This window comes from Streptomyces flaveolus (assembly GCF_000716535.1).
GTDB lineage: Bacteria > Actinomycetota > Actinomycetes > Streptomycetales > Streptomycetaceae > Streptomyces > Streptomyces flaveolus_A.
The window spans coordinates 18705-40903 of the sequence record NZ_JNWV01000005.1; the positions used below are offsets into that span (position 1 = coordinate 18705).

Genomic DNA, 22199 nt, shown 5'->3' on the forward strand with positions numbered 1-22199 from the left:
ATCCAGGGAACGGGTCGAGTGGGGGTGGCCACAAGGAGCGGATTTTCAGATAGTGAGCGAGAGGCCTCTGGTCACCCGGTCGGCGATCGGGAGCAGCCGGGCCCGCATCTCCTGCAGCCGGTCCTGCCGCTCCGCCGGCAGGGAGACGCCCAGCGAGCCGAGGGTGGTGCCGCGATAGACGGGTACGGCGACGCACACGGTGCCGACCGCGTACTCCTCCAGGTCCGTCACGGCCGGCGCCATCGGGGGCGACTCGATCCTGCGCAGCAGCTCGGGAAGGCTGGTGATCGTGCGGGGAGTGAGGTCGGCGAGGTGGTGCCTGGACAGGTAGTCCCGGCGGGCCTCCGCGTCCAGCTCGCGCAGCACGGACTTGCCCAGCGCGGTGGCGTGTCCGGCGTCCTCGAACCCCACCCAGAGATCCACCCGGGGCGCACGGGGGCCGTCGACGATCTCGGCCACCCTGATCTCGCCGTCCTCGTAGAAGGTGAGGTAGGCGGGCGTGGACAGCTCGTCCCGCAGGGCGGTCAGCGCCGGGCGGACGCGGCTGAGCAGCGACTGCGTGCCGCCCGCCGCGTACAGCGAGTTCAGCCGGTCGCCGAGGACGAACCCGCCGTCGGCCAGTTTCCGCACGTATCCGTCGTGCGCCAGGGTGCGCAGCAGGTGGTAGGCGGTGGCCAGGGGCAGCCGCGTCTCGCGCGCCAGTTGCTTCGCCGGTGCGCCGTTCTCGTGCGCGCTCACCGCCTCCAGCAGCCGGAAGGCCCGCTGCACGGAGCCGATCAGGGTGGGACCGTCCTGAGCACCCATAGCTACCAGGCTGCCCCGGGTGCCCGGCCCGGGCAAGGCCGGTACCGAGGGGGCGGGTGGGCTGCTCGGCCTTAGGGCAACGTGCGCGCATGGCGGGCGCCTCCTGCGGGCGGGGCCGAGCCTCGCGCACAGCCGCGATCACATCTGGACCGAGGCGGTCACCCCGCTGGGTCCGGCGCCCGGTGTGGCCGATGGAGTCGGTCCAGTACTTGTCGCGCCGCGCGGGGTGATCGCGACCGGCGAGGGCCGGTGCTGGTGGCGGCGGGGTGGGGCCCGTCCGTGGTGCCAGGGTCCGGTGTGAACAGGCGGCCCGCGGCGCCGGCCCGGGGCGCACCGGGCACGTGCCGTCCGGTGTGCCGCCGAAGCCCTCCCCGGGTTCACGCCCGGCGCGGGTGCCGGTCGGGTGCGGCCGGTCCGGGTCAGCGCCGCGTGGCGAGGCTCAGGGCGTTCGCCGTCACCACCGCGCCGATGCCCGCCCACTCCACGGCGCCGGGGTCCTGGTGCAGGATCACCTGGCCGACCACGGCCGCGAGCACCGGGTTGACGCTCATGAACAGGCCGAACGTCCGGGCCGGCACATGGCGCAGTGTCAGCAGGTCGGTCAGGTACGGCACGGCGGAGGAGAGGACCCCCGCGGCGACGGCGCACAGGACGGCCCCGGCCGTCGGCGGGTGGCCGAGCGCGACGGCGACGCCGACGGGCAGGAAGGCCAGCGCGGACACGGCCGAGGCCGCCGCCGCGCCTTGCGCGCCGGGGACGCGCCGCCCGACGATCCGGTTCAGCAGGATGTACGACGCCCAGCAGCACGCGGCGACCAGGCCGAGCGCCATTCCGGTGTAGTCCGTGGAAGGGCGAGGCCGCATCAGGGCCACGACCCCGGCCCCGGCCAGCACCGCGCACCCGGCGTCCAGCCGGCGCCGGGACGCGGCGAGCGCGATCGTGAGCGGCCCCAGGAACTCCAGGGTCACGGCGAGGCCAAGGCCGATCCGGTCGACGGCGCTGTACAGGCTGAGGTTCATCGTGCCGAACACCCCGCCCAGCAGCAGCACCGGCCACCACTGCCGCCAGGTGAACCGGCGCAGCCGGGGCCGGGCGACCGCGAGCAGGACGAGCGCGGCGACGTACTGCCGTACCGCCACCACACCGAGGGGACCGAGGACGGGGAAGGCGAGCGCGCCGACGGCGGCGCCGGTCTGGTTGGACAGCCCGCTGCCGGCCATGGCGGCCACTCCGGCCAGCCGCGGGGGCGCGGGCGCGGCCGGGGCCAAGGGCCCGGCCACGGTGGGGTGTTCGAGAGCTGGTGGCATGCCCGGATCGTGCGCGCACAGCACGCTTGCGCAAAATGCATGCATGAGTCGATCTATACGCTGAACGTATGCATGACATCGATCTTCGTCAGTTGCGCTGTCTCGTGGCCATCGCGGACGAAGGCACCTTCACGGACGCGGCGATCGCCCTGGGCGTCTCCCAGGCCGCCGTCTCCCGGGCCGTCGCCTCCCTCGAACGCGCCCTGGGCGTACGGCTCCTGAGGCGCACCTCCCGCGAGGTGACCCCCACCGCCACTGGTGTGCGCGTGGTGGCTCAGGCCCGGCGCGTCCTCGCCGACGTCTCGGACCTGGTCCGTGAGGCCACCTCGGGGCACACCCGGCTGCGCGTCGGCTACGCGTGGTCGGCGCTGGGCCGCCACACCGTCGCCTTCCAGCGGCGCTGGAGCGCGGCCCACCGCGGCACCGACCTGCACCTGATCCGGGTCAACTCGCCCTCCGCCGGGCTCGCCGAGGGCGCCTGCGACCTCGCCGTCGTCCGCAGACCGCTGGACGACCGGCGCTTCGACACCGCCCTCGTCGGGCTGGAGCGGCGGCTGTGCGCGCTCGCCGCCGACGATCCGCTCGCCCGGCGCCGGTCCGTGCGGCTCGCCGACCTCGCCGACCGGCTCCTGCTGGTGGACCGCCGTACCGGCACGGCCACCCCCGACCTGTGGCCGCCGGACTCCCGGCCTGCCACCGAGGAGACCCATGACGTCGACGACTGGCTCACCCTCATCGCCGCCGGGCGGGGGGTCGGGGTGACCGCCGAGTCCACCGCGAACCAGTACCCGAGGCCCGGCATCGTCTACCGGCCGGTGCGCGACGCCGAGCCCGTCGCCGTACGGCTGGCCTGGTGGCGCGACGACCCGCACCCGGCCCTCCAGGCGGTGCTGGAACTGCTCACCGAGCTGTACCGGGCCGGATGAGCGGGCGCCGGGGCGAAGTTCTTACAGCTCACCGAGGTGCGCAGCGCGCTGATGCGGGGCGGCACCTTTAGGGGCGCCTACGTCCTGGCCCAGGACGCTGCCCGCCGCCCCCGCCGCCCGGCTCGTCCCGCCCCCGGACACGCTCCGGCACCGCGCCCCCGCCCCCGGGCGGCACGCGCCGCCACCGGTCCGCCCCCCGGGCCGGCCGTTCGACGCGTGTCCGTTGCGCGGTCACGCTCGCGATTGCCGTCGGCCCGGTGGGGACGCCCCCGGGCCCCACCATCGATCCGGTGCGTGTCCACCGGGAACGGCCACCCCCGCGCCTACCGTCCAGTAATATCCGGCGGCAGGACACCAGAGGAGGTACCGTGCCCCGGTCCCCACGCTCACCCCTGCTGCTCGCCGGTCTGCTGGCGACCGCCGGAGTGGCCCATTTCGCCGTTCCGCGGCAGTTCGACGCGACCGTGCCCCGTGCGCTGCCGGGCTCGCCCAGGGCCTGGACGTACGGGAGCGGGGCCGTCGAGCTGGCCCTCGCGGCCGGGATCGCGGCGCCCCGCACCCGCGCGCTCGCCGCGAAGGCGGCGGCCGCCTTCTTCGTCGGCGTGTTCCCGGCCAACGTCAAGATGGCCGTGGACTGGCGCGACCGGCCCGCGCCGCTGAGGGCGGCGGCCCTCACCCGGCTGCCCCTCCAGGTGCCGCTGGTGCTGTGGGCGCGCGGAGTCGCCCGGGGCGGGGAGGGGCGGTCGTGACCGAGCGCGTCGAGATCGGGGCCGAGGCCGAGGACTTCGCCCTGCCGGACGAGACCGGCGCCACCCGCCGGCTCACCGAGCTGCTGGCCGACGGCCCGGTCGTCCTCTTCTTCTACCCCGCCGCCCTCACCCCCGCCTGCACCGCCGAGGCCTGCCACTTCCGCGACCTCGCCGCCGAGTTCGCCGCCGTCGGCGCCCGGGCCGTCGGGATCAGCGGGGACACCGTCGACAAGCAGCAGGAGTTCGCCGGCCGGCACGGCCTCGGCATGCCGCTCCTCTCCGACGCCGACGGCACGGTCCGCGAGCGGTTCGGCGTCAAGCGCGGCTTCTCCCTGGCCCCGACCAAGCGGGTCACCTTCGTGATCGCCCAGGACCGTACCGTCCTGGAGATCGTCCGCAGCGAACTGCGCATGAACACCCACGCCGACCGGGCCCTCGCCGCTCTCCGCGCCCATCAGGGCTGAAGCGGACACCCTCGCCGCTTGATGCACCGGGACAATCGGATCATCCTGGAGCATATGGAAGATGTCGCCGCCGTGGCGGTGATCGACGCGCACGGCACGGTGACCGGGTGGACCGAGGGCGCGCGGCTGCTCACCGGCCATCCGGCGGACGAGGTCGTGGGCCGGCCGGCCACGGACCTGCTGGCCGAGGACGTCCCCGGCGACATCCTCACCGCACGCGGGGGCCCGGTCGCCCTGCGCCACCGCGACGGGCACCGCCTCGTGCTGCCCGTCACCGTCTGCCCGCTGGCCGGCGCCGCCGGACAGCCCGCCGGTTACGTCGTCACGGCCCTGCCGCCCGGCACGACCCTGGCGGCCCAGGCCTTCGAGCAGGCGTCCATGTCCATGTCGGTGTTCGACCTCCGCCAGCGCTACCTGCGCGTCAACGCCACCGCCTGCCATGTGATGGGCGTCCCCGAGGAGGCGCTGCTCGGCCGGTCCTTCCCGGACACCGTCGAGGACACCGAGCCCAGCCGTGGTTTCCTGGCCCATCTGCGCGAGGTCGCCGAGACCGGCCGGCCGGTCCGCTACGAGAGCTACACCGGTGCCCCCGCCCTCAACCAGGAACACGCCTGGAGCATCGAGATGTGGCCGCTGCGCGACGCCTCCGGCGAACCGGCCGCGGTCGCGCTCGCCGCGCTCGACAGCAGCGAGCAGTACTGGGCCCGGCGCCGGCTCGCCCTGCTGAACGAGGCCGCGACCCGCATCGGCACCACCCTGGACGTGGTCGGCACCGCCGAGGAGATGATCGAACTGCTGGTCCCGCAGTACGCGGACTTCGCCAGCGTCGACCTGCTCGACTGGGTCCTCGGCGCCGACGAACCGCCGACGCTGCCGGACGGCGGAGTGGTCCTGCGCCGCGTCGCCCACGGCTCCACCCGCCCGGACAACCCCGCGGCGGCCCTGCACCTGGGCGAGACCGACGTCTACCAGCCGACCTCCCCGCCCGCCCGCGCCTTGCACGAGAGCCGCGCGGTGCTCAGCCAGGCCGGCGAGCCCGAGTTCGTCCAGTGGCTGGCGGAACGCAACACGCGCTCGCCCGGGGGCCGCCCCTTCCGGCTGGGCGCCCACTCCATGATCGCGGTGCCGCTGCGGGCCCGCGGCACCACCCTGGGCGTCGCGGTCTGCGTCCGCATGGGCCACCCCGACGACTACGGCCCCGACGACGCCGTCTTCGCGGAGGAACTCGCCAGCCGCGCCGCCGTCTGCATCGACAACGCCCGCCGCTTCACCCGGGAACGCTCCACCGCCCTCACCCTCCAGCACAGCCTGCTCCCGCGCGGCCTGCCCGGACAGGCCGCGGTCGACGTCGCCCACCGCTATCTGCCGAGCGGCTCCCTGGCCGGCATCGGCGGCGACTGGTTCGACGTCATCCCGCTCTCCGGCGGCCGGGTCGGCCTGGTCGTGGGCGACGTGGTCGGCCACGGCATCCAGTCCTCCGCCACGATGGGCCGGCTGCGCACGGCCGTCCGCACCCTCGCCGACGTCGACCTGCCGCCCGACGAACTCCTCACCCACCTCGACGACCTGGTCACCCACCTCGCCGCCGACGGCAGCGGTGAGGAGGTCGCCGAACTCGGCGCGACCTGCCTGTACGCCGTCTACGACCCGATCTCCCGCCGGCTCGCCCTGGCCGCCGCCGGCCACCCCGCCCCGGCCGTCGTCCTGCCCGGCGGCACCGCGGAGTTCCTCCCCGTCACCGTGGGGCCACCGCTCGGCGTCGGCGGACTGCCGTTCGAGGCGACGGAACGGGAACTGCCCGAGGGCTCGGTCGTCGCCCTCTACACCGACGGCCTGATCGAGGACCGCGACCGGGACCTGGACGGCGCCACCGAGGAACTGCGCCGCGCCCTCACCGCACCCGCCGCCTCCCTCGAAGCCCTCGCCGACGACGTCCTGAAGGCCGTCCTGCCCGACCAGCCCGGCGACGACGTCGCCCTGCTCCTCGTGCGCACCCGGGCCCTCGGCGGCGACCGGGTCGCCACCTGGGACGTGCCGCCCGATCCCGCCCAGGTCGCCGTCCTGCGGCAGGCGGCCACCGAGCGGCTGACCGCCTGGGGGCTGGCGGAGACCGCCTTCGTCACCGAACTCGTCGTCAGCGAACTCGTCACCAACGCCATCCGCTACGGCGAACCGCCCATCCAGCTCCGTCTGATCCGCGACCGCGCCCTCATCTGCGAGGTCTCCGACGCCAGTTCCACCTCCCCGCACCTGCGCCGGGCGCACGCCTACGACGAGGGCGGCCGGGGACTGCTGCTCGTCGCCCAGCTCACCCAGCGCTGGGGCAGCCGGCAGACCGGCGCCGGCAAGACCATCTGGGCCGAACAGCCGCTGCCCGACGACTGATCACTGGAACGCGCAGCCCGGGTTCGGCGCGTCCTGAGAGAACGGGGAGCCGTGCGGCAGCACGTACAGCACATCGAGGACGAGCGGCGTGTCCCCCAGGTTGCGGCCGATGTGGACGTGATCGCTCCCGGACGGCTCCCGGATCGTCGCGCCCGTCCGGTACACGCCGTCCGAGCCGCACGTGGCGTCGAAGTGGCTGAGGGTGCCCTGCTTCACGACGCCGTACAGCGGGCCGTCGTGGTAGTGCCAGCCGGTGCTCTGGCCGGGCGGGACCGTGATCTCCCGCAGGGTGTAGTCGGTGCCGTCGACGGTGGTCTGCGCGAGGATCCGCGCCGTCACACCGGGCCCCGCCGGGGTCGCCCCGGCGGGGCCGCAGGTCACGAGGGCGGCGGTGGTCACCACGCCGACGACGGCGGTACGGAGTGCGGTGCGCATGCGGGGCCTCCAGGGGCGCGGGCGGACACCGCCCGAACATAGAGGCCGTGAAGGCGGGTTGGGGCCGGAACCCGGTGATCCGTATTCCGGCGCCCGCGCGCTGCTGCTCCACCGCTGTCACACTCGACCGGCGTGCTCCGGCGCAGTCACTTCCGACCGGCGTGCTCCGCCGCTGTCACTCCCGGCCGGCAGCCGCGGCGACCTGGGCCAGGGTGCGCCCGCTGCGCACCGAGCGGGCGCGCCGGGGATCGGGGGTGCCGTGCCCGTCCGACCGCGCCGGCCCCTTGCGCACCAGCAGCCACGTCTCCTCCTCGTCCGCGCCGCCGCGGAAGCGGGTGAGGGCGTACTCGCCGCGCAGCTTCGCGCCGTGCAGCCGGAAGGTGGCGTGCCCGCGCTCCAGGGACTCCGCGAAGTCCACCGGGCGCCCCCGGCGGTCGTGACTGAGCGGCTCGTACGTCCCGTGGTCCCACACGATCACGGTGCCGCCGCCGTACTCGCCCTTCGGGATGACCCCCTCGAAGTCCTCGTACTCCAGCGGATGGTCCTCCGTCGGCACCGCCAGCCGCTTGTCCCCGGGGTCGGTGGACGGGCCCTTGGGCACGGACCAGGACTTGAGGACGTCGTCGACCTGGAGCCGGAAGTCGAAGTGCATGCGCCGCGCGTCGTGGATCTGCACCACGAACCGTGGCCGCTCACCCCGCGTCCGGGCCGCCTGCCCGGACGGCTCGCGGGTCCGCTCGAAGTCGCGCTTGCCGCGGTACGTCCGCAGCCGGTCCTCCTCCGCCGCCACCGCCGGCTCCCTTCCCACGACGCCTACGACCGCCTCACGCGCCCCCGGGTACCCCGACGCCGTCCGGTCAGCCCGCGATGCCGTTCAGCTCGGCCATCGCGTCGTCCGGCAGCACCAGGCCGGCCGCGGCGATGTTCTCCCGCAGGTGCTCGGGGGAGGAGGTGCCGGGGATGAGCGCGATGTTCGGCGAGCGGCGCAGCAGCCAGGCCAGCGCCACCTGCTGCGGCGAGGCCTCCAGCCGGGCGGCCACCTTCGCCAGCGTGTCCGACTGGAGCGGGGTGAACCCGCCGAGCGGGAAGTACGGCACGAAGGCGATGTTCTCCGCCGCCGTCCGCTCCAGCAGCGCGTCGTCCTGCCGGTTCGCCAGGTTGTACAGGTTCTGCACGGTCACCACGGGGGCGATCGTCCGGGCCTCGTCGAGCTGCGCGGCGGACGCGGTGCTCAGCCCCAGGTGCCGGATCAGCCCGCGTTCGCGCAGCTCGGCCAGCGCGCCGAACTGGTCGGCGATCGAGTCCTCGTTCGGGGTGTCCATGTCGCCGAGCCGCAGATTGACCACGTCCAGCGTGTCCACGCCGAGGTTGCGCAGGTTGTCGTACACCTGCGCCTTCAGGTCCTCGGGGTGCCGGGACATGATCCAGGCGCCGTCGGCTGCCCGCCGGGCCCCGACCTTGGTGACGATGCGCAGGTCGTCCGGGTACGGGTGCAGGGCCTCCTTGATGATCTGGTTGACGACGACGGGCCCGTAGAAGTCGGCCGTGTCGATGTGTGTGATGCCCGCCTCCACCACCGCGCGCAGCACCGCCACCGCCCGGTCCCGGTCCCGCGGCGGACCGAAGACGTGCGGTCCGGCGAGCTGCATGGCGCCGTACCCGACGCGGGTCAGGGTCAGGCCGTCGGCCGGGGTCACGGTGCCACCGAGCTGTGCAGTCATGTCGTACCTCTCAGGATGTCCCGGCCACCGGACCCTCCCGGTGGCCTCGCACTCCACCCTCCGCCCGATCCGCCCGGCACGGCAGTGCCCCCGCGATCCTGGGAGTGACAGGGCCAGTCACCGCCGCCCGGCCGGCCGTACGGTGGGGGCGTGGACGGATCGAACGCGCTCGGTGAGTTTCTGCGCGCCCGCCGGGCGCTGGTACGGCCGGAGGACGTGGGGCTGCCCGGCGGCGGCCTGCGCCGGGTGCCGGGGCTGCGCCGCGAGGAGGTCGCGCTGCTGGCCGGCATCAGCTCCGACTACTACCTGCGGCTGGAGCAGGGCCGCGACCGCAACCCCTCCGTGCAGGTGCTGGAGGCCATCGCCCGGGTGCTGCGGCTGGACGGGGACGCCACCGCCCACCTCGTCGGGCTCGCCCAGGAGCGGCCCGCGCCCGGCCCGCGCTCCGGGCGGCGGCCGCAGCAGGTCCCGGCGAGTCTGCTCCAGCTCATCGACGGCTGGCCGCGCAACCCCGCCTACCTCCAGAACCGCTACACCGACTGCCTCGCCGCCAACGCCCTCGCCACCGCGCTCACCCCGAACTACGCCCCCGGCGTCAACCTGCTGCGGGCCGTGTTCCTCGACCCCGCCGAACGCGCCCTGCGCCGGGACTGGAGGGACCTCACCGCGGAAGGGGTGGCCGCCCTGCGGTCGGAGGCCGGGACCGACCCGGACGACCCCCGGCTGCGCGACCTGGTCGGCGAGCTGTCCCTGCGCAGCGAACGCTTCCGCACCCTGTGGGCCCGCCACGAGGTCCGCCCCCGGCGCGGCCGGGTGAGCCACCTCAGCCACCCCCAGGTCGGCGACCTCGACCTGCACTCGAACAAGCTGTCCGTGGACGGCACCGACGGGCTCACCCTGGTCGTCTTCCACGCCGAACCCGGCAGCCGGAACGCCGAGCTGCTGGACATCCTCGGCAGCCTCGCCGCCTCCGGGCGGACGGGCGCGCCCACCGGGGAACGGAAGGAAGAGCCGATCGAGGAGCCGTAGCTCAGAACTCCTCGTGCGTCCTCGGGTCCCCGCCGAGCCGGCGCGGGGAGCGGCGGGCGACGGCCGCCATCTGGTCCTCGTCCAGCTCGAAGCCGAACACGTCCAGGTTGGCGCGCTGCCGTGCGGGGTCCGCCGACTTCGGTACCGGCAGCGCGCCGAGCTGCACGTGCCAGCGCAGCAGCACCTGTGCGGGGGTGACCCCGTGCGCCCGCGCGACCTCCGCGACCGCCGGGTCGTCCAGCAGGGCGCTGCCCCGGCCCAGCGGGCTCCAGCTCTCGGTCACGATCCCCTTCTCCGCGTGGAAGGCGCGCAGTTCCTCCTGCGGGAACAGCGGGTGCAGCTCGATCTGGTTCACCGACGGCAGCACCCCGGTCTCCTTCTCCAGCCGCGTGATGTGCTCCGGCGTGAAGTTGGAGACGCCGATCGAGCGGACCAGACCGTCCTCCCGCAGCCGGATCATCGCCTTCCAGGAGTCGACGTACTTGTCCACCCGGGGGTTCGGCCAGTGGATCAGGTACAGGTCCACGTACTCCAGGCCGAGCCGCCGCCGGGACTCCTCGAAGGACGCGAGGGTCTCCTCGTACCCGTGGTGCCGGCCCGGCAGCTTGGTCGTGACCACCACCTCCTCGCGGGGCACCCCGCTGCCCGCCACGCCCCGGCCGACACCGGTCTCGTTGCGGTAGTTCGTCGCGGTGTCGACCAGCCGGTAGCCCGCTTCCAGCGCCGTGCGCACGGCCCGCTCGGCCTGCGCGTCGTCCAGGGGCCAGGTGCCGAGGCCGATGGCGGGGATCGTCGTACCGTCGTCGAGCGTGTACAGCGGAACACCGTTCACGATGAGACCTTCCCTCGATCGTCTCCCTCTGTGTCTGTCCCCAGCCTCACGGATAGGGTGAGCGGTGATCAACCGGGCGGGTGGGGAGAGGGCAGCGGACGGCATGGGCGGCGGCGCGGACAGGAACGGCGTGGGTGGCGGACGGCCCACCTCACGGGACGTCGCCCGGCTCGCCGGCGTCTCGCACACCGCCGTCTCCTTCGTCTTCAACGGCCGCGCCGAGGGCAACCTCTCACCCGCCACCCAGGAACGCATCCGGCAGGCCGCCGCCCGGCTCGGCTACCGGCCCGACCCCGTCGCCCGCGGCCTGCGCCGTCGCCGTACGGCCGTGATCGGCCTGGTCACCGACGAGATCGCCACGTCCCCGTTCGCCGGGCGGCTGCTGCGCGGGGCCATGGAGACCGCCTGGGACAGCGACCACCTCGTCCTCACCGTGGACTCCGGCGGCGACCCCGCCAAGGAGGACGCGGCCGTCGCCGAACTCCTCGACCGGCGCGTGGACGGCATCATCTACGCCGCGATGTCCCTGCGCCGGGTCCGGGTCCCCGAGGGCCTGCACCGCACCCACTCCGTGCTCGCCAACTGCCTTCCCGTGGACGACTCGCTGCCCGCCGTCATCCCCGCCGAGCGGGCCGGCGGCCGGACCGCCGCACGGCTGCTGCTGGAGGCCGGGCACCGCCGGGTGGCCCTGGTCGGCGGGCAGGACGACATCGCCTCGGTGGAGCGGCTGCGCGGATTCCGGGACGCGCTGCGCGCCGCGGGCATCACCGTGCCGAAGGAGTGGGTGGTGCGCACCGGCGGCGAGATCACCGGCGGCCACGAGGGAGCCACCCGGCTGCTCGACGGCACCGCCCCGCACCACCGGCCCACCGGGATCTTCTGCTACAACGACCGGGTCGCGGCAGGCGTGCTGCACGCCGCGACCCGGCTCGGGATCGCCGTACCCGGCGAGCTGTCGGTGGTCGGCTACGACGACCAGGAGCACATGGCCGCCTTCCTCACCCCGGCCCTCACCACCGTGGCGCTCCCGCACCGGGCGATGGGCGAGGCCGCGGCCCGGCTGCTGCTGGACGCCATCGACACCGGCCGCACCCCGCCCGCCACCGTACGGCGGCTGGCCTGTCCCGTGGTCAGCCGCGCCTCGGTGGGACCTGCTCCCACGCGCTGACCTCGGCGTCCCCCTCGACCAGCAGCTCGGCGAGGTCGCCCGGCCGGCGGTAGACCCGCTCGGTCACCGTCGCCCGGTCCGCCACGAACAGTTCGAGCAGCGAGCCGTCGGTCAGGAGGCGCACGGAGAGGTCCGGCCCGGGCGGCACGCCCACCGTGACCGGAGCCGATCCCTCGACGCCCTCGCGGGGCCACCCGGAGCGGTCCAGGACGACGGTGCCGGCCGCCGGGTCCAGCCGGAGCGCCAGCGCCCGGTCCGCCGCCCGCAGCAGCGTGACGGTGGTGGCGCCGTACGCCGTCACCGTCAGGTCGTACGCCGGCGGCAGTGGCACCGCACGGCCCGGCCCGGTCGCGAACGGCCGGTCGGCCCGCAGGAGTTCCAGCTCGGGGGCCGGTACGACCCGCAGGCTGCCGTCGGGACGGGCGTCGACGACCCGGGGCGCGGTGAGCGTGCCCGCCCAGCCGGCCGCCAGCACCGCCGCCTCGTCCCGCGCCTCCCACGACCAGCCCCACATCAGGGTCCGGCCCGGCTCGCGGAGGACGGCGGGGGCGTAGAAGTCCCGGCCGTGGTCGAGCCGGCCGCCGGCGCGCGGGACGAACTCCCCTTGCTCTCCGAGTCTCAGAGTGCCTGTCAGGTATCCGGTGGTGCGGGGATCTCCGTCCCACAGGGACACCACCAGGACGTGGTCGCCGCCGGACGTCTCGAAGAGCTGCGGGCACTCCCAGCCGACCGCCTTGTCGCCGAACACGCCGGTGGCGACGGGGTCGTGGCCGTCGAGCAGGACACCCGCGAACCGCCAGTCGGTCAGCTCCTCGCAGTCGTACAGCAGCACCGACGGGGTGCCGTCGGCGTGGCCCGCCCCGACGAGTGCCCAACGGCGGCCGGCGTGCCGGAAGACGAACGGGTCGCGGAACATCACCACGTCGAGTCCGGGGGGCGGCCCCGGGACCACCGGGATGGGCAGGGGCCGCCAGGCCGTGAGCCGGTCGTCGGCCGGGTCGGCCGCACGGGCCAGACAGATGGAGCCGAGCCCGGTGTGGGCGTGGTCGACGCCGGTGTACACCGCCGTGGGCACACCGCCGTCGTCCACCACACAGCCCGACCAGCAGCCGGCCTCGTCGGGGCCGCCGGGCGTCGGGGCGAGGGCGATCGGGTGGTGCTCCCAGTGGACGAGGTCGGGGCTGGAGACATGGCCCCAGTGGACGTCGGCGTGCACCGGGGCGGCCGGGTTGTGCTGGTAGAAGAGGTGGTGGCGGCCACGCCAGCGGAAGGGGCCGTTGGGGTCGTTGATCCAGTTGGCGGGCGGGCGGACCCGGAAGCGGGGGGCGTCCGGGTCCGGGGCGGGAGCGGCGGTGCTCAACGGTTGACTCCTGCGGAGGTGATGCCCTCGCGCAGAGGGCGCTGGCCGACGACGAACACGGCGACGGCGGGGATCATGGACAGGACGACGCCCGCGAGGACCACCGAGATGGAACCGGTGCCGAGGTTGCCCTGGAGGGAGACCAGTCCCAGCGGGAGGGTGTAGTTCTGCCCGGAGGTCTCCAGGATCAGCGGGCGGAAGAACTCGTTCCAGTGGTAGTTGAAGGCGAGCACACCGACGATGGCGAGGCCCGGCCGGGCCAGCGGGGCGTACACGGACCGGAAGATCCGCCAGGGCCCGGCGCCGTCCAGCATCGCCGCCTCGCCCAGGTCCTTCGGCATGCCGAGGAAGTACTGGCGCATCAGGAAGGTGCCGAACGCGGTCGGGAACGCCGGAACGATCAGACCGAGCAGGGTGTCGGTCAGGCCCATCGACTTGAGCACCAGGAACACCGGGACGATCGTGACCTGCAAGGGGACCATCATGGTCGCCAGCACCAGACCGAACAGCGGCTTCTTGAAACGGAAGTCGAGCCGGGCGAACGCGTAACCGGCGAGCCCCGCGGTGATCATCTGGCCGACCGCGATCAACGCGGTCACGAGCGTCGAGTTGAGCGCGAGCAGCCACACGTCGATCTGCTCGAACACGCCGCGATAGGCGGCGGTACTGGGATGTGCCGGAACGATCCGCGGCGGCAGATCGAACGACTCCGCCGGAGTGCGCAGCGAGGTGGACACGGTCCACACCACCGGCCCGAGGGTCAGCAGCGCGCACACCGCCAGTCCGGCGATCCGCGCCCACGGCCCGAGCGCGTACCGGGCGCGGCTGAGGGTCAGGGTTGATCGGCTCATGGGACTCACCGGCTCACTGGTAGTGGACGAAACGCCGGCTGAGCCGGAACTGGAGGGCGGTGACCGCCATGATCAGCACGAACAGCAGGACGCCCACCGCGGACGCCTCACCGAACCGGAGCTGCTCGAAGGCCTTCTCGTAGATGACCATCACGACCGTGCGGGTGGAGTCGCCGGGCCCGCCGTCGGTGAGGACGTACGGCTGCTCGAAGACCTGGAGCGCGTTGATGATGCCGACCACCGAGGCCACCAGCAGGGTGGGGGAGAGCAGCGGCAGCGTGATGGCGAGGTGCTTGCGCGGGCCGGTCGCGCCGTCGAGCGCGGCGGCCTCGTGGATCTCCTTGGGTATGTTGTTCAGTCCGCCCACGAACAGCAGGAACGAGAACCCGAACTGCTGCCACACGTACACGACGACCACCGTGGCCATCGCGCCGTGTTCGGAGGTCAGCCAGGGCACGGGAGCGATCCCGAACAGGCCGATCAGCCAGTTGACCACTCCGAAGTCCTGGTTGAACAGGTACTTCATCACGACCGAGATGGACGCGGCGGACAGCACGAGCGGGAAGAAGAACGCCGAGCGGAAGACCGAGCGCAGCCAGCCCGGCATCCGGCCGTTCAGCGTCAGCGCGAGCGCCAGCGCGATCAGGAGCTGCGCGGCGACCGCGAACACCATGAAGACGAGGGTGTTGCGGAAGGACACCAGAACGGTCGTATCGCTGAACACCTCCCGGTAGTTGGCCGTACCGGCGAAGCCGGGCGCGTCGATCACGTTCCAGTGGAAGAGGCTCAGCACGACCGAACCGACGATCGGTACGACCGTGAAGATCACGATCCCGACCACGGTCGGCGCCAGGAACACCGCCGCCAGCAGCAGCGTCCCCCGCTCACGCGCTCCCGGGCGCACGGCCCGAGCGGCCGGGCTCGCGGCCCGGGGCCGCACGGAGGAGATCCGGGTGTCCGTCATACGTCACGCTCCATGGCCTTCTCCAGATCGCCCTGCATCCGGCGCAGCGCCGGTCCGACCGCGCCCGGGCTCGACAGCGCCGTCCCGGTGTGCTTGAGCAGCACCTGGGTCACCTCGGCGACCTGCGGCGGGGCCGGGATGGGACCGGTGTCGGGGAACCGGTCGAGGGTGTCGTAGAAGACCCGCCAGTGCGCCGGGCCGGTCTCCCGGTAGCGGTCCGCGGTCAGCATCGAACGGCGGGCCGGGGTCGTCTGGTTGGTGGTGAACAGCTTGCTCAGGGTGTCGCGCCGGGCCGAGTACTTGATGAACTCCCAGGCCGCGTCCTGCTTCTTCGAGGTGCGCAGCAGCGCGTAGCCGGCGGCCCCGAACTGGTGCCGCTGGGTGTGCCGGCGCGGGAAGTACTGCACGTCGAATCCGTCGGCGCGCATGCCGGCCAGATGGAGGCCGCCCGCCCAGAAGCCGCCCGCCGGCGTGACCCCGACGCGGCCGGTGGAGAACACCCCGATGAGGTTCTGGCCGTTGCCGCCTTCGGGCCGGGTGCACAGTCCGTCGTGGACCAGGGAGGCGAGATAGTCGTACGCCTCCACCACCCGGTCGTCCGTCGCCTGCGGGGTCGTCCAGCGGAAGCCGCCGCCGCGCCCCCGCCGCCGGTCCGCCGGGTAGAAGGCGTCCCACAGCCAGGAGCCGCCCGGTGCCTTGGACTCGGCGAGCAGGTTGGTGCCGTTCGCGAACAGCCAGGGGACCACCCCGCCCCACAGCCGGTTGGTCCAGAAGTACGGCGTGAAGTGGGAGTCGCTCGCCTTCTTCATCCGGCGCAGCAGCGCGGTGAAGTCGTCCCGCGTCCAGTCGCCGGCCGGGAACTCCGCGCCGGCGCGCCGCAGTACCTGGCTGTTGAGGTACATGTCGGCGGCGTTGAACTCGATCGGCAACTGGTACAGGCTGCCCTCGTACATCATCGACTCCACCAGTGAGGGGTGGACGTCGGCGAAGTACTCCCGCAGTTCGGCCGCGTCCCGGCGCACCCAGCGGTCCAGGGGCACACCCAGGTCGCGGGCGAACAACTGGACCCCCTCGGTGGCCACGTAGACCAGGTCGGGCGCGGTGCCCGCCGCGATCTGCGTGAGGATCTTGGCGAAGAAGTCCGACCAGTCCACGGCCTGCACCGCGTTGATCCGGACCTTGATGTCGGGGTGCAGCCGGCGGAAGCCGTCGACCAGGGCGCGGACCCCGGCCGGGGCGAACGCGGACCCCAGGGTGGCGACGACCAGGGAGCCGTCGTCGCGGCCGGGGATGTCGGCGCCGGTGAGCCGGTCCCAGCTCGCGGCGGTGCCGGCGAGCGCGGCGGCTCCCGCGCCGTAGGCGCCGTACCGCAGCAGGGCGCGGCGGGAGAAGAGCGAGTCGGTCATCCAAGCGTGCCTAACTCGTGTTAGTCGAGGGGTGATGCCCCAGATGATGAAAAGCGGGTCACATCCGTGTCAAGGCGTGGGAACACTTGACCTTTAACGAGTTAGGTCTACAGTCCTTGAGCCGATGGCCCGTCAGGAAGGGGAACGACGAGTGATGCGTGGTCTGAGCAGAAGAGCCCTGTTCGCCTCCACGGCCGCAGGGGCCGGCGCGGCGCTGCTGCCCGCGGCGCCCGCCGGGGCGAAGCCGCGGTCCGAGCCGGCGGCGGGATGCGCGCGGTACCGCGCCGACTACCACTTCACCGTGCCCGACCAGTGGAAGAACGACCCGCAGCGCCCGGTCTGGATCGACGGCGAGTACCACTGCTACTACCTCTACAACGCCGACTACCTGGACGGCCGCGAGGGCACCGCGTGGCGGCTGGCCACCAGCACCGACCTCGTCTCCTTCACCGACCGGGGCATCGCCGTCCCCAAGGACACGACCGTCAACGGCGATGTGTGGTCGGGCTCGGCGGTGGTCGACACCGCCGGGACGGCCGGCTTCGGTCCGGGCGCGGTCGTCGCCGTCGTCACCATGTCACCCGGCGGCGGCACCGACCACCAGGAGCAGTTCCTGTACTACTCGACCGACGGCGGCCGTACGTTCACGAACCACGGCACGGAGCCCGTTCTCGCCAACCCGGGCGTCCTCGACTTCCGCGACCCAAAGGTGATCCGCGACGACGACCACGGCCGTTGGGTGATGGCCCTCGCCGAACGGAACAAGGTCGGCTTCTACCACTCGGCGGACCTCAGGTCCTGGACCTACGCGGGCGCCTTCGTCGAGGACGGCCTCGGCGTCCTCGAATGCCCCGACCTGTTCCGCATCACCGCCGACGACGGCACCACGAAATGGGTGCTGGGCGTGAGCGCGGACGGCACCGGCTCCGGGCAGCCCTGCACCTACGCCTACTGGACGGGTTCGTTCGACGGCGGCGCGTTCACCGCCGACTCCGCGGACCCCCAGTGGCTCGACCACGGCTGGGACTGGTACGCGGCCGTCACCTTCGAGAAGCGCAACCCGGACGGCACGGTGGACCCGGCGACCCGCCACGCCCTCGGCTGGCTGAACAACTGGGCCTACGCGCACACCACACCCACCATCGACTGCGACGGCTTCAACGGCACCGACTCGGTCGTCCGCGAGATCACCCTGAAGAAGTCCGCCTCCGGCGGCTACCACCTCGCCTCCCGCCCCCTCTCCGCGCTCGACGCGTACGTCTCCCGGACCGTGCGCCTCGGCGACCTGACGGTCGACGGCACCCGCACGCTCGACCACACCGGCATCTCCTACGAGCTGACCACCGAGATCACCTGGTCCGAACTCACCGGCGGTGGCGTCCAGTTGCGCCGTTCCCCGGACGGCGTACGGCACATCGACGCCGGGGTGTACGGGGACTACGCCTTCCTCAACCGGCGCAGCACCGTCAACCCCGACGCCGGCGGCACCCGGCAGGAGAGCCGCACCCCGTTCGACCGGTCCGCCGGCCGGGTGCGGCTGCGGATCCTCGTGGACCGGACCTCCGTGGAGATGTTCGTGGACGACGGCCGGTACGTGCACTCCGCCGAGGTGTTCCCCTATCTGGTCGACGACCGCCTGGCCCTGTTCAGTGTCGGCGGCACCGCCGTGTTCCGGAACACGGTGATACGGGAGTTCGCCGTGCCGGGGCAGAGGGTGTCACGATCTCCCCGGTAGCGGATACGGACGAGCACCGGAGGGCGCATGACGACGGACAGGGCGACCGCGGACGGAACGGGACACGTGCCGGGCGTGGAGGTGCGGCCGGTCGCCGGGCACATCGGCGCCGAGATCACCGGCGTCGACCTCGCCGAACCGCTGGACGACGCCGTGATCGCGCTCATCAGGGACGCGGTGCTGCGCTGGAAGGTGGTGTTCTTCCGCGGCCAGCGGCTGGACCACGCCGGGCACGTCGCCTTCGCGCGCCGCTTCGGCGAGCCGGTCGCGCTCCCGCGCCGCGGACCGCACTCGCCGCCCGGCTTCCCCGAGGTCGAGACCACCGCCGACCGGCTGGAACTGGGCGGACGGTACGGCATGGACCACGACGAGTGGCTGGGCCGGCGCCGGCACACCCTGCTGCGCGGCTGGCACTGCGACCACGGCGCCCGGATCGACCCGCCGGCCGCGACCATCCTGCGCGCCGAGGCCGTCCCGCCCTACGGCGGCGACACCACCTGGGCCAACCTGGCCGCCGCCTACGCCGGACTGTCCGCCCCGGTCCGCGCCTTCGTCGACGGCCTGCGCGCCGAGCACCGGCTCGGCGTCGGCTACCAGCCCCGGCCCGGCGACGACGCCTACGTCCGTCACCTGCTGGACCACCAGGTCGCGTCCGTGCACCCGCTGGTCCGGGTGCATCCGGAGACGGGGGAGCGGGTGCTGTTCGTGAACGGCTACTACGTCGAGCAGATCGTGGACGTCTCCCGGCCGGAGAGCGCGGCGCTGCTTCAGCTGCTGGTGGAGCAGGCCGTGCGTCCCGAGTACACGGTCCGCTTCCGCTGGGAGCCCGGCAGTGTCGCCTTCTGGGACAACCGGGCCACCATGCACCTGGCCCCCAGCGACCACGCGCACGTGGGCTCCCCGCGGATCATGCACCGGGTGATGCTCCACGGCGAGGTGCCGGTCGGGGTGGACGGGCGGCCCTCCGAACCGGTCACCGGCACGGAAGCGGGCCGCTGGTGACTCAGCCGCCGGGCCGCCACCCCAGCGCCGGACCGAGCCGCGTCGCCATGTCGGTCAGGATCTGCACGTAGTCCTCGTGCCCGAAGGTGAACGGCAGCGCGAACGCCACCTCGTCGACCTCCCGGAACGCGGCGTGCGCGTGCAGCCGTCCGGCCAGTTCCGCGGAGGTGCCGACCAGGTCCGGCGCGAACAGCAGCCGCGCCGGGCCCTGCGGGGAGGTCGTGCGGGCCAGGCGCCCGGCGGCGTAGGCCTCGTACTTGGCGCGCTGTCCCGGGGTCGCCGAGTCGGTGGGGATCACCACCAGCCCCTGGGAGACGCGGGCCGCCTCCCCGTCCGGGTGGTGGGCACGGAACGCGCGGACGTGGGACCGCTGGATCTCCGCGAAGTCCGGTGCCGCCTGCGGGTCCTCCGCCTTGACGACACTGCTGGTCAGGAAGTTCATGCCGTGCTCGCCGGCCCAGCGCGCCGAGCCGAGGCTGCCGCCGCCGTACCACATCCGCCGGCCGAGCCCGGGGGAGTGCGGCTGGACGACGTCGCTGAAGACCTCGATCCCCTCCACCCCGCTGAAGTCCGTGGCGGGCTTGCCGCGCACCAGGTCCAGCAGCCGCCGCACCCGCTCGTAGGAGAAGTCCTCCGCGTCGGCGGTGTCCGGGTAGAGGGCGTCCTTGACCTGGTCGTAGTGCGTCGGCGGGCCCACGCTGACGCCCGGGTTCAGCCGGCCGCCGGACAGCACGTCCACCGTCGCGAGGTCCTCGGCGAACCGCAGCGGGTTCTCCCAGCCGAGCGGTGTCACCGCGGTGCCCAGCTCGATCCGGCGGGTGCGCTGCGAGGCGGCGGCCAGCACGGCGACCGGGGACGAAATGCCGTACTGCAGATGCCGGTGGCGGACCCAGGCGCTGTCGAAGCCGAGCCGCTCGCCCAGTTCGATGATCTCCAGGGTGGACTCGTGGCCCCGGCCGGGGTCCGCCGGGTCGAACAGGCCGATGGTGAGGAAGCCCAGCTTGCGCAGCGGGCGAGGGGTGGACGGCACGGGCTCCTCCAGCGGTCGTACGACGCCTCCGCACCGATTCTCGCAGGCGAGTGTGACAACCGTGTGATCAGTTCGACCGGCCCCTGATCACGCTGTCCGGGGCAACGGGATGACGACCTCGTCCTCGACCGGCGGGTCGAGTTCCTGCGCGCGGTTGCCGGTCGCGGCGAAGCAGCGCAGCCGGACGGCGTCCGGACCGACGTCCAGCCGCAGGAAGCACTTGAAGAACGGCGGGCTGTAGGTGGCGGAGGACGGCGAGAACAGCTGGGTGTAGATCTTCCGCACGGGCAGCCGGAACCGGGCGGGCCGGCCGGGGCGGCGGCCGGCCCCGAGGAGGCTCGCGACCAGGCGGGCGCGGCGGGTGACCCGGACGTCCGGGCCGGGGGCGCGGGCCGGCTCGATGCCGAGCCGTTCGGCGATCACGGCCGTCGCCTCCGCCTCGGTGAGGGTGAAGAAACGGCGCAGCCGCAGCCTGCGGCCGTACAGGCGGCTGTAGAAGGCGAGCGAGTCGCCGCGCAGCGGGTAGCAGCGGAACGCGTGCTCGGTGACACCGCCGACTGAGACGCGCGGGATGGTGTGCGTGGCGTGCATGAACGCCCCGCCCCCGCCCGCGACGACGTACTGGATCGTGCGGCCGTCCACGTCGACCGGATACCGCTGGTAGTTGTGGATGTCGCCGCCGATCGCGGCCACGTAGTGGTGCTCGGGATCCCGGACGATCTCGTCCACCGTGCCGCCGCCCTCGATGGGGCAGGGGTGGTGCTCCCCGTCGACGTACAACGGCGATCCGGTGACGAGGATCTTCGGCCGGGACCCCCGGGAGATCTCCCGCAGCCAGGCGCCCTGTTCGGCGTCGACGGTGCCCAGCAGACCGGTGTCTATGCCGATGATCCGCACCGGACCCGCGTCGATCGCCCAGTACGGGCCCGGCTGCACGGCCTGTTGACCCGGTGCCGGGCGCAACGTCCGTGCTTCGGCCAGCCGTTGCTCGTCGGCGGGACGCGCCCGGTGCCACAGCAGGGAACGCCACCAGGCGCGGGTGAGCGGGCGCGGCCGGGGCTCCGGGCCGGGCGGCGGGGTGTCGGCGCAGAAGACGCGCATGAAGGCGCCGAGGTCCTCGTACCAGTCGTGGTTGCCGGGGATCGCGTAGATCGGCGCGGGATAGTCCTGGTACGGCCGGAAGAACTTGTCGCCGTAGTCGTCGGCACTGCCGACGGGATAGATGACGTCGCTGGCGATCACCGCGAAGTCGGTGTCCTGACTCGCCCTCAGGAACCCGGGCACGACGGCGTACTGGGAGTCGTCCCCCTCACCCGTGTCCCCGATGACCATGAAGGAGAACCGTTCCGGTACGTCCCGCCGGATCACCTTGTCCGCGGGCGCTCCCGCGGCCGCCCGCGAGGCCACCCAGCGGCTGCGGGTACGACCGGTCGGGTCGCCGAACCAGGACGCCAGCACGCCGTTGCGGGCGGCCCACAGTACGCGCGGGTTCAGCCACGACAGCTTCTCGACGTGGTCCGGCATCAGCCGCTTGTACGTTCCGGGTTCCGCCGCGCCCCAGCCGGCGCCCTGTGCGGTATCGCGTGAGGAGTCAGACACGCGGTGCACGGTAACAACGCGCCGGTCAGCGCTGGGATGCCGGGGTCCCGCTCAACGCGCCCGGGAACCGGTCCGGTTCGGGCACGCTACGCTCTGCGCGACGGCGCGCACCCTCCTTTTGGAACGGAAACGGATCGCATGGAACTCTCCTTCGCCGGCCGGGTCGTCGAGTGGCGGGGACCGTCGCCGTACTACTTCGTCGCCGTGCCCGACCAGGAATCCGCGGACATCGGCGAGGTGGCCGCCCAGGCCACCTACGGCTGGGGCGCGATCCCGGTCACGGCCAGGATCGGCGGAACCGACTTCACCACCTCCCTCTTCCCCAGGCACGGCACGTACCTGCTCCCGCTGAAGAAGGCGGTGCGTACGCCGCACGGGCTCGCGGTGGGCGACGAGGTGACCGTGGAGCTGACCGTGCGCCTGTGCACAGCA

General features: G+C 73.4%; 20 protein-coding genes and 1 pseudogene. 9 read left to right on the top strand and 12 right to left on the bottom strand.

Translation table 11 applies throughout. The annotated features are described in order from the left end of the window. Positions 1 to 45: 45 nt before the first annotated feature. A complete protein-coding gene (locus OO52_RS05720) occupies positions 46 to 804 on the bottom strand; it encodes an IclR family transcriptional regulator (RefSeq protein WP_030641587.1) in 759 nt (252 codons plus the stop codon). Between the two features lie 419 nt (positions 805 to 1223). Next, entirely contained in the window at positions 1224 to 2033 is an 810-nt protein-coding gene (locus tag OO52_RS05725; RefSeq protein ID WP_030641588.1) for an EamA family transporter, read from the bottom strand. A gap of 146 nt (positions 2034 to 2179) precedes the next feature. Here OO52_RS05725 and OO52_RS05730 point away from each other — a divergent pair, with 146 nt between their 5' ends. The 4 genes from OO52_RS05730 to OO52_RS05745 all read left to right on the top strand — a co-directional run bounded on the left by OO52_RS05730 (position 2180) and on the right by OO52_RS05745 (position 6635). After that, entirely contained in the window at positions 2180 to 3037 is an 858-nt protein-coding gene (locus OO52_RS05730) for a LysR family transcriptional regulator (protein WP_030641589.1), read from the top strand. Between the two features lie 368 nt (positions 3038 to 3405). Further along, a complete protein-coding gene (locus OO52_RS05735) occupies positions 3406 to 3786 on the top strand; it encodes a DoxX family protein (protein ID WP_030641590.1) in 381 nt (126 codons plus the stop codon). Further along, positions 3783 to 4250 (top strand): peroxiredoxin, encoded by a 468-nt coding sequence (locus OO52_RS05740; RefSeq protein WP_030641591.1) that lies wholly within the window; start codon positions 3783 to 3785, stop codon positions 4248 to 4250. Before OO52_RS05735 ends, OO52_RS05740 begins: the two co-directional genes overlap by 4 nt. Before the next feature lie 54 nt (positions 4251 to 4304). Further along, on the top strand, positions 4305 to 6635 hold the full coding sequence (locus OO52_RS05745) for a SpoIIE family protein phosphatase (protein ID WP_030641592.1): 2331 nt from the start codon (positions 4305 to 4307) through the stop codon (positions 6633 to 6635). Here OO52_RS05745 and OO52_RS05750 read toward each other — a convergent pair whose 3' ends face one another. The 3 genes from OO52_RS05750 to OO52_RS05760 form a co-directional block, all read right to left on the bottom strand. Next, positions 6636 to 7070: a cupin domain-containing protein gene (locus OO52_RS05750; protein WP_030641594.1), complete on the bottom strand. Its 435-nt coding sequence runs from the start codon at positions 7068 to 7070 to the stop codon at positions 6636 to 6638. Between the two features lie 175 nt (positions 7071 to 7245). Beyond that, complete coding sequence (locus OO52_RS05755) at positions 7246 to 7860, bottom strand: DNA polymerase ligase N-terminal domain-containing protein (RefSeq protein WP_030641597.1); 615 nt, start codon at positions 7858 to 7860, stop codon at positions 7246 to 7248. 67 nt (positions 7861 to 7927) lie between these two features. Then, positions 7928 to 8791, bottom strand: coding sequence for an oxidoreductase (locus OO52_RS05760; protein WP_030641599.1), 864 nt, complete (start codon positions 8789 to 8791; stop codon positions 7928 to 7930). A gap of 150 nt (positions 8792 to 8941) precedes the next feature. Here OO52_RS05760 and OO52_RS05765 point away from each other — a divergent pair, with 150 nt between their 5' ends. Continuing rightward, positions 8942 to 9820: a helix-turn-helix domain-containing protein gene (locus OO52_RS05765; protein WP_030641601.1), complete on the top strand. Its 879-nt coding sequence runs from the start codon at positions 8942 to 8944 to the stop codon at positions 9818 to 9820. Between the two features lies 1 nt (position 9821). Here the strand turns inward: OO52_RS05765 and OO52_RS05770 are convergent, their stop codons facing one another. Beyond that, a complete protein-coding gene (locus tag OO52_RS05770) occupies positions 9822 to 10652 on the bottom strand; it encodes an aldo/keto reductase (protein WP_030641603.1) in 831 nt (276 codons plus the stop codon). Between the two features lie 103 nt (positions 10653 to 10755). On the opposite strand from OO52_RS05770, the gene OO52_RS05775 reads away from it, so the two are divergent. After that, positions 10756 to 11820, top strand: coding sequence for a LacI family DNA-binding transcriptional regulator (locus OO52_RS05775; protein WP_030641605.1), 1065 nt, complete (start codon positions 10756 to 10758; stop codon positions 11818 to 11820). On the opposite strand, the gene OO52_RS05780 is transcribed toward OO52_RS05775, so the two are convergent. Genes OO52_RS05780 through OO52_RS05795 form a run of 4 tightly spaced genes read right to left on the bottom strand, consistent with a single transcriptional unit; the run spans position 11783 to position 16401 of the window. Then, positions 11783 to 13180, bottom strand: coding sequence for a glycoside hydrolase family 32 protein (locus OO52_RS05780; protein WP_030641607.1), 1398 nt, complete (start codon positions 13178 to 13180; stop codon positions 11783 to 11785). The two genes, OO52_RS05775 and OO52_RS05780, sit on opposite strands and share 38 nt — an antisense overlap. Next, a complete protein-coding gene (locus tag OO52_RS05785; protein ID WP_030641611.1) occupies positions 13177 to 14031 on the bottom strand; it encodes a carbohydrate ABC transporter permease in 855 nt (284 codons plus the stop codon). Before OO52_RS05785 ends, OO52_RS05780 begins: the two co-directional genes overlap by 4 nt. Positions 14032 to 14044: 13 nt before the next feature. Then, entirely contained in the window at positions 14045 to 14995 is a 951-nt protein-coding gene (locus tag OO52_RS05790; RefSeq protein WP_030641613.1) for a carbohydrate ABC transporter permease, read from the bottom strand. Next, positions 14992 to 16401, bottom strand: a complete 1410-nt coding sequence (locus OO52_RS05795) for an ABC transporter substrate-binding protein (protein ID WP_030641615.1) — start codon at positions 16399 to 16401, stop codon at positions 14992 to 14994. Before OO52_RS05795 ends, OO52_RS05790 begins: the two co-directional genes overlap by 4 nt. A gap of 154 nt (positions 16402 to 16555) precedes the next feature. On the opposite strand from OO52_RS05795, the gene OO52_RS05800 reads away from it, so the two are divergent. Further along, the gene (locus OO52_RS05800) at positions 16556 to 18136 is read left to right on the top strand and encodes a glycoside hydrolase family 32 protein (RefSeq protein WP_030641617.1); all 1581 of its coding nucleotides are present in this window, start codon (positions 16556 to 16558) and stop codon (positions 18134 to 18136) included. A 27-nt stretch (positions 18137 to 18163) separates the two neighbouring features. Next, positions 18164 to 19138, top strand: coding sequence for a TauD/TfdA dioxygenase family protein (locus tag OO52_RS05805; RefSeq protein ID WP_030641619.1), 975 nt, complete (start codon positions 18164 to 18166; stop codon positions 19136 to 19138). 1 nt (position 19139) lies between these two features. On the opposite strand, the gene OO52_RS05810 is transcribed toward OO52_RS05805, so the two are convergent. Then, positions 19140 to 20168: an LLM class flavin-dependent oxidoreductase gene (locus tag OO52_RS05810; protein WP_030641621.1), complete on the bottom strand. Its 1029-nt coding sequence runs from the start codon at positions 20166 to 20168 to the stop codon at positions 19140 to 19142. An 87-nt stretch (positions 20169 to 20255) separates the two neighbouring features. Further along, positions 20256 to 21767: a metallophosphoesterase family protein gene (locus OO52_RS05815; RefSeq protein WP_030641623.1), complete on the bottom strand. Its 1512-nt coding sequence runs from the start codon at positions 21765 to 21767 to the stop codon at positions 20256 to 20258. A 138-nt stretch (positions 21768 to 21905) separates the two neighbouring features. On the opposite strand from OO52_RS05815, the pseudogene OO52_RS46900 reads away from it, so the two are divergent. Beyond that, a pseudogene (locus OO52_RS46900) lies at positions 21906 to 22190 on the top strand (DUF1905 domain-containing protein); the annotation flags it as partial. Positions 22191 to 22199: the final 9 nt, after the last annotated feature.

Excerpts from the sequence above, each read along its gene's own strand:
- OO52_RS05720 (WP_030641587.1), bottom strand. The coding sequence starts at position 804 with ATGGGTGCTCAGGACGGTCCCACCCTGATCGGCTCCGTGCAGCGGGCC.
- OO52_RS05730 (WP_030641589.1), top strand. The coding sequence starts at position 2,180 with ATGCATGACATCGATCTTCGTCAGTTGCGCTGTCTCGTGGCCATCGCG.
- OO52_RS05745 (WP_030641592.1), top strand. The coding sequence starts at position 4,305 with ATGGAAGATGTCGCCGCCGTGGCGGTGATCGACGCGCACGGCACGGTG.
- OO52_RS05750 (WP_030641594.1), bottom strand. The coding sequence starts at position 7,070 with ATGCGCACCGCACTCCGTACCGCCGTCGTCGGCGTGGTGACCACCGCC.
- OO52_RS05760 (WP_030641599.1), bottom strand. The coding sequence starts at position 8,791 with ATGACTGCACAGCTCGGTGGCACCGTGACCCCGGCCGACGGCCTGACC.
- OO52_RS05775 (WP_030641605.1), top strand. The coding sequence starts at position 10,756 with ATGGGCGGCGGCGCGGACAGGAACGGCGTGGGTGGCGGACGGCCCACC.
- OO52_RS05785 (WP_030641611.1), bottom strand. The coding sequence starts at position 14,031 with ATGAGCCGATCAACCCTGACCCTCAGCCGCGCCCGGTACGCGCTCGGG.
- OO52_RS05790 (WP_030641613.1), bottom strand. The coding sequence starts at position 14,995 with ATGACGGACACCCGGATCTCCTCCGTGCGGCCCCGGGCCGCGAGCCCG.
- OO52_RS05795 (WP_030641615.1), bottom strand. The coding sequence starts at position 16,401 with ATGACCGACTCGCTCTTCTCCCGCCGCGCCCTGCTGCGGTACGGCGCC.
- OO52_RS05800 (WP_030641617.1), top strand. The coding sequence starts at position 16,556 with ATGCGTGGTCTGAGCAGAAGAGCCCTGTTCGCCTCCACGGCCGCAGGG.
- OO52_RS05805 (WP_030641619.1), top strand. The coding sequence starts at position 18,164 with ATGACGACGGACAGGGCGACCGCGGACGGAACGGGACACGTGCCGGGC.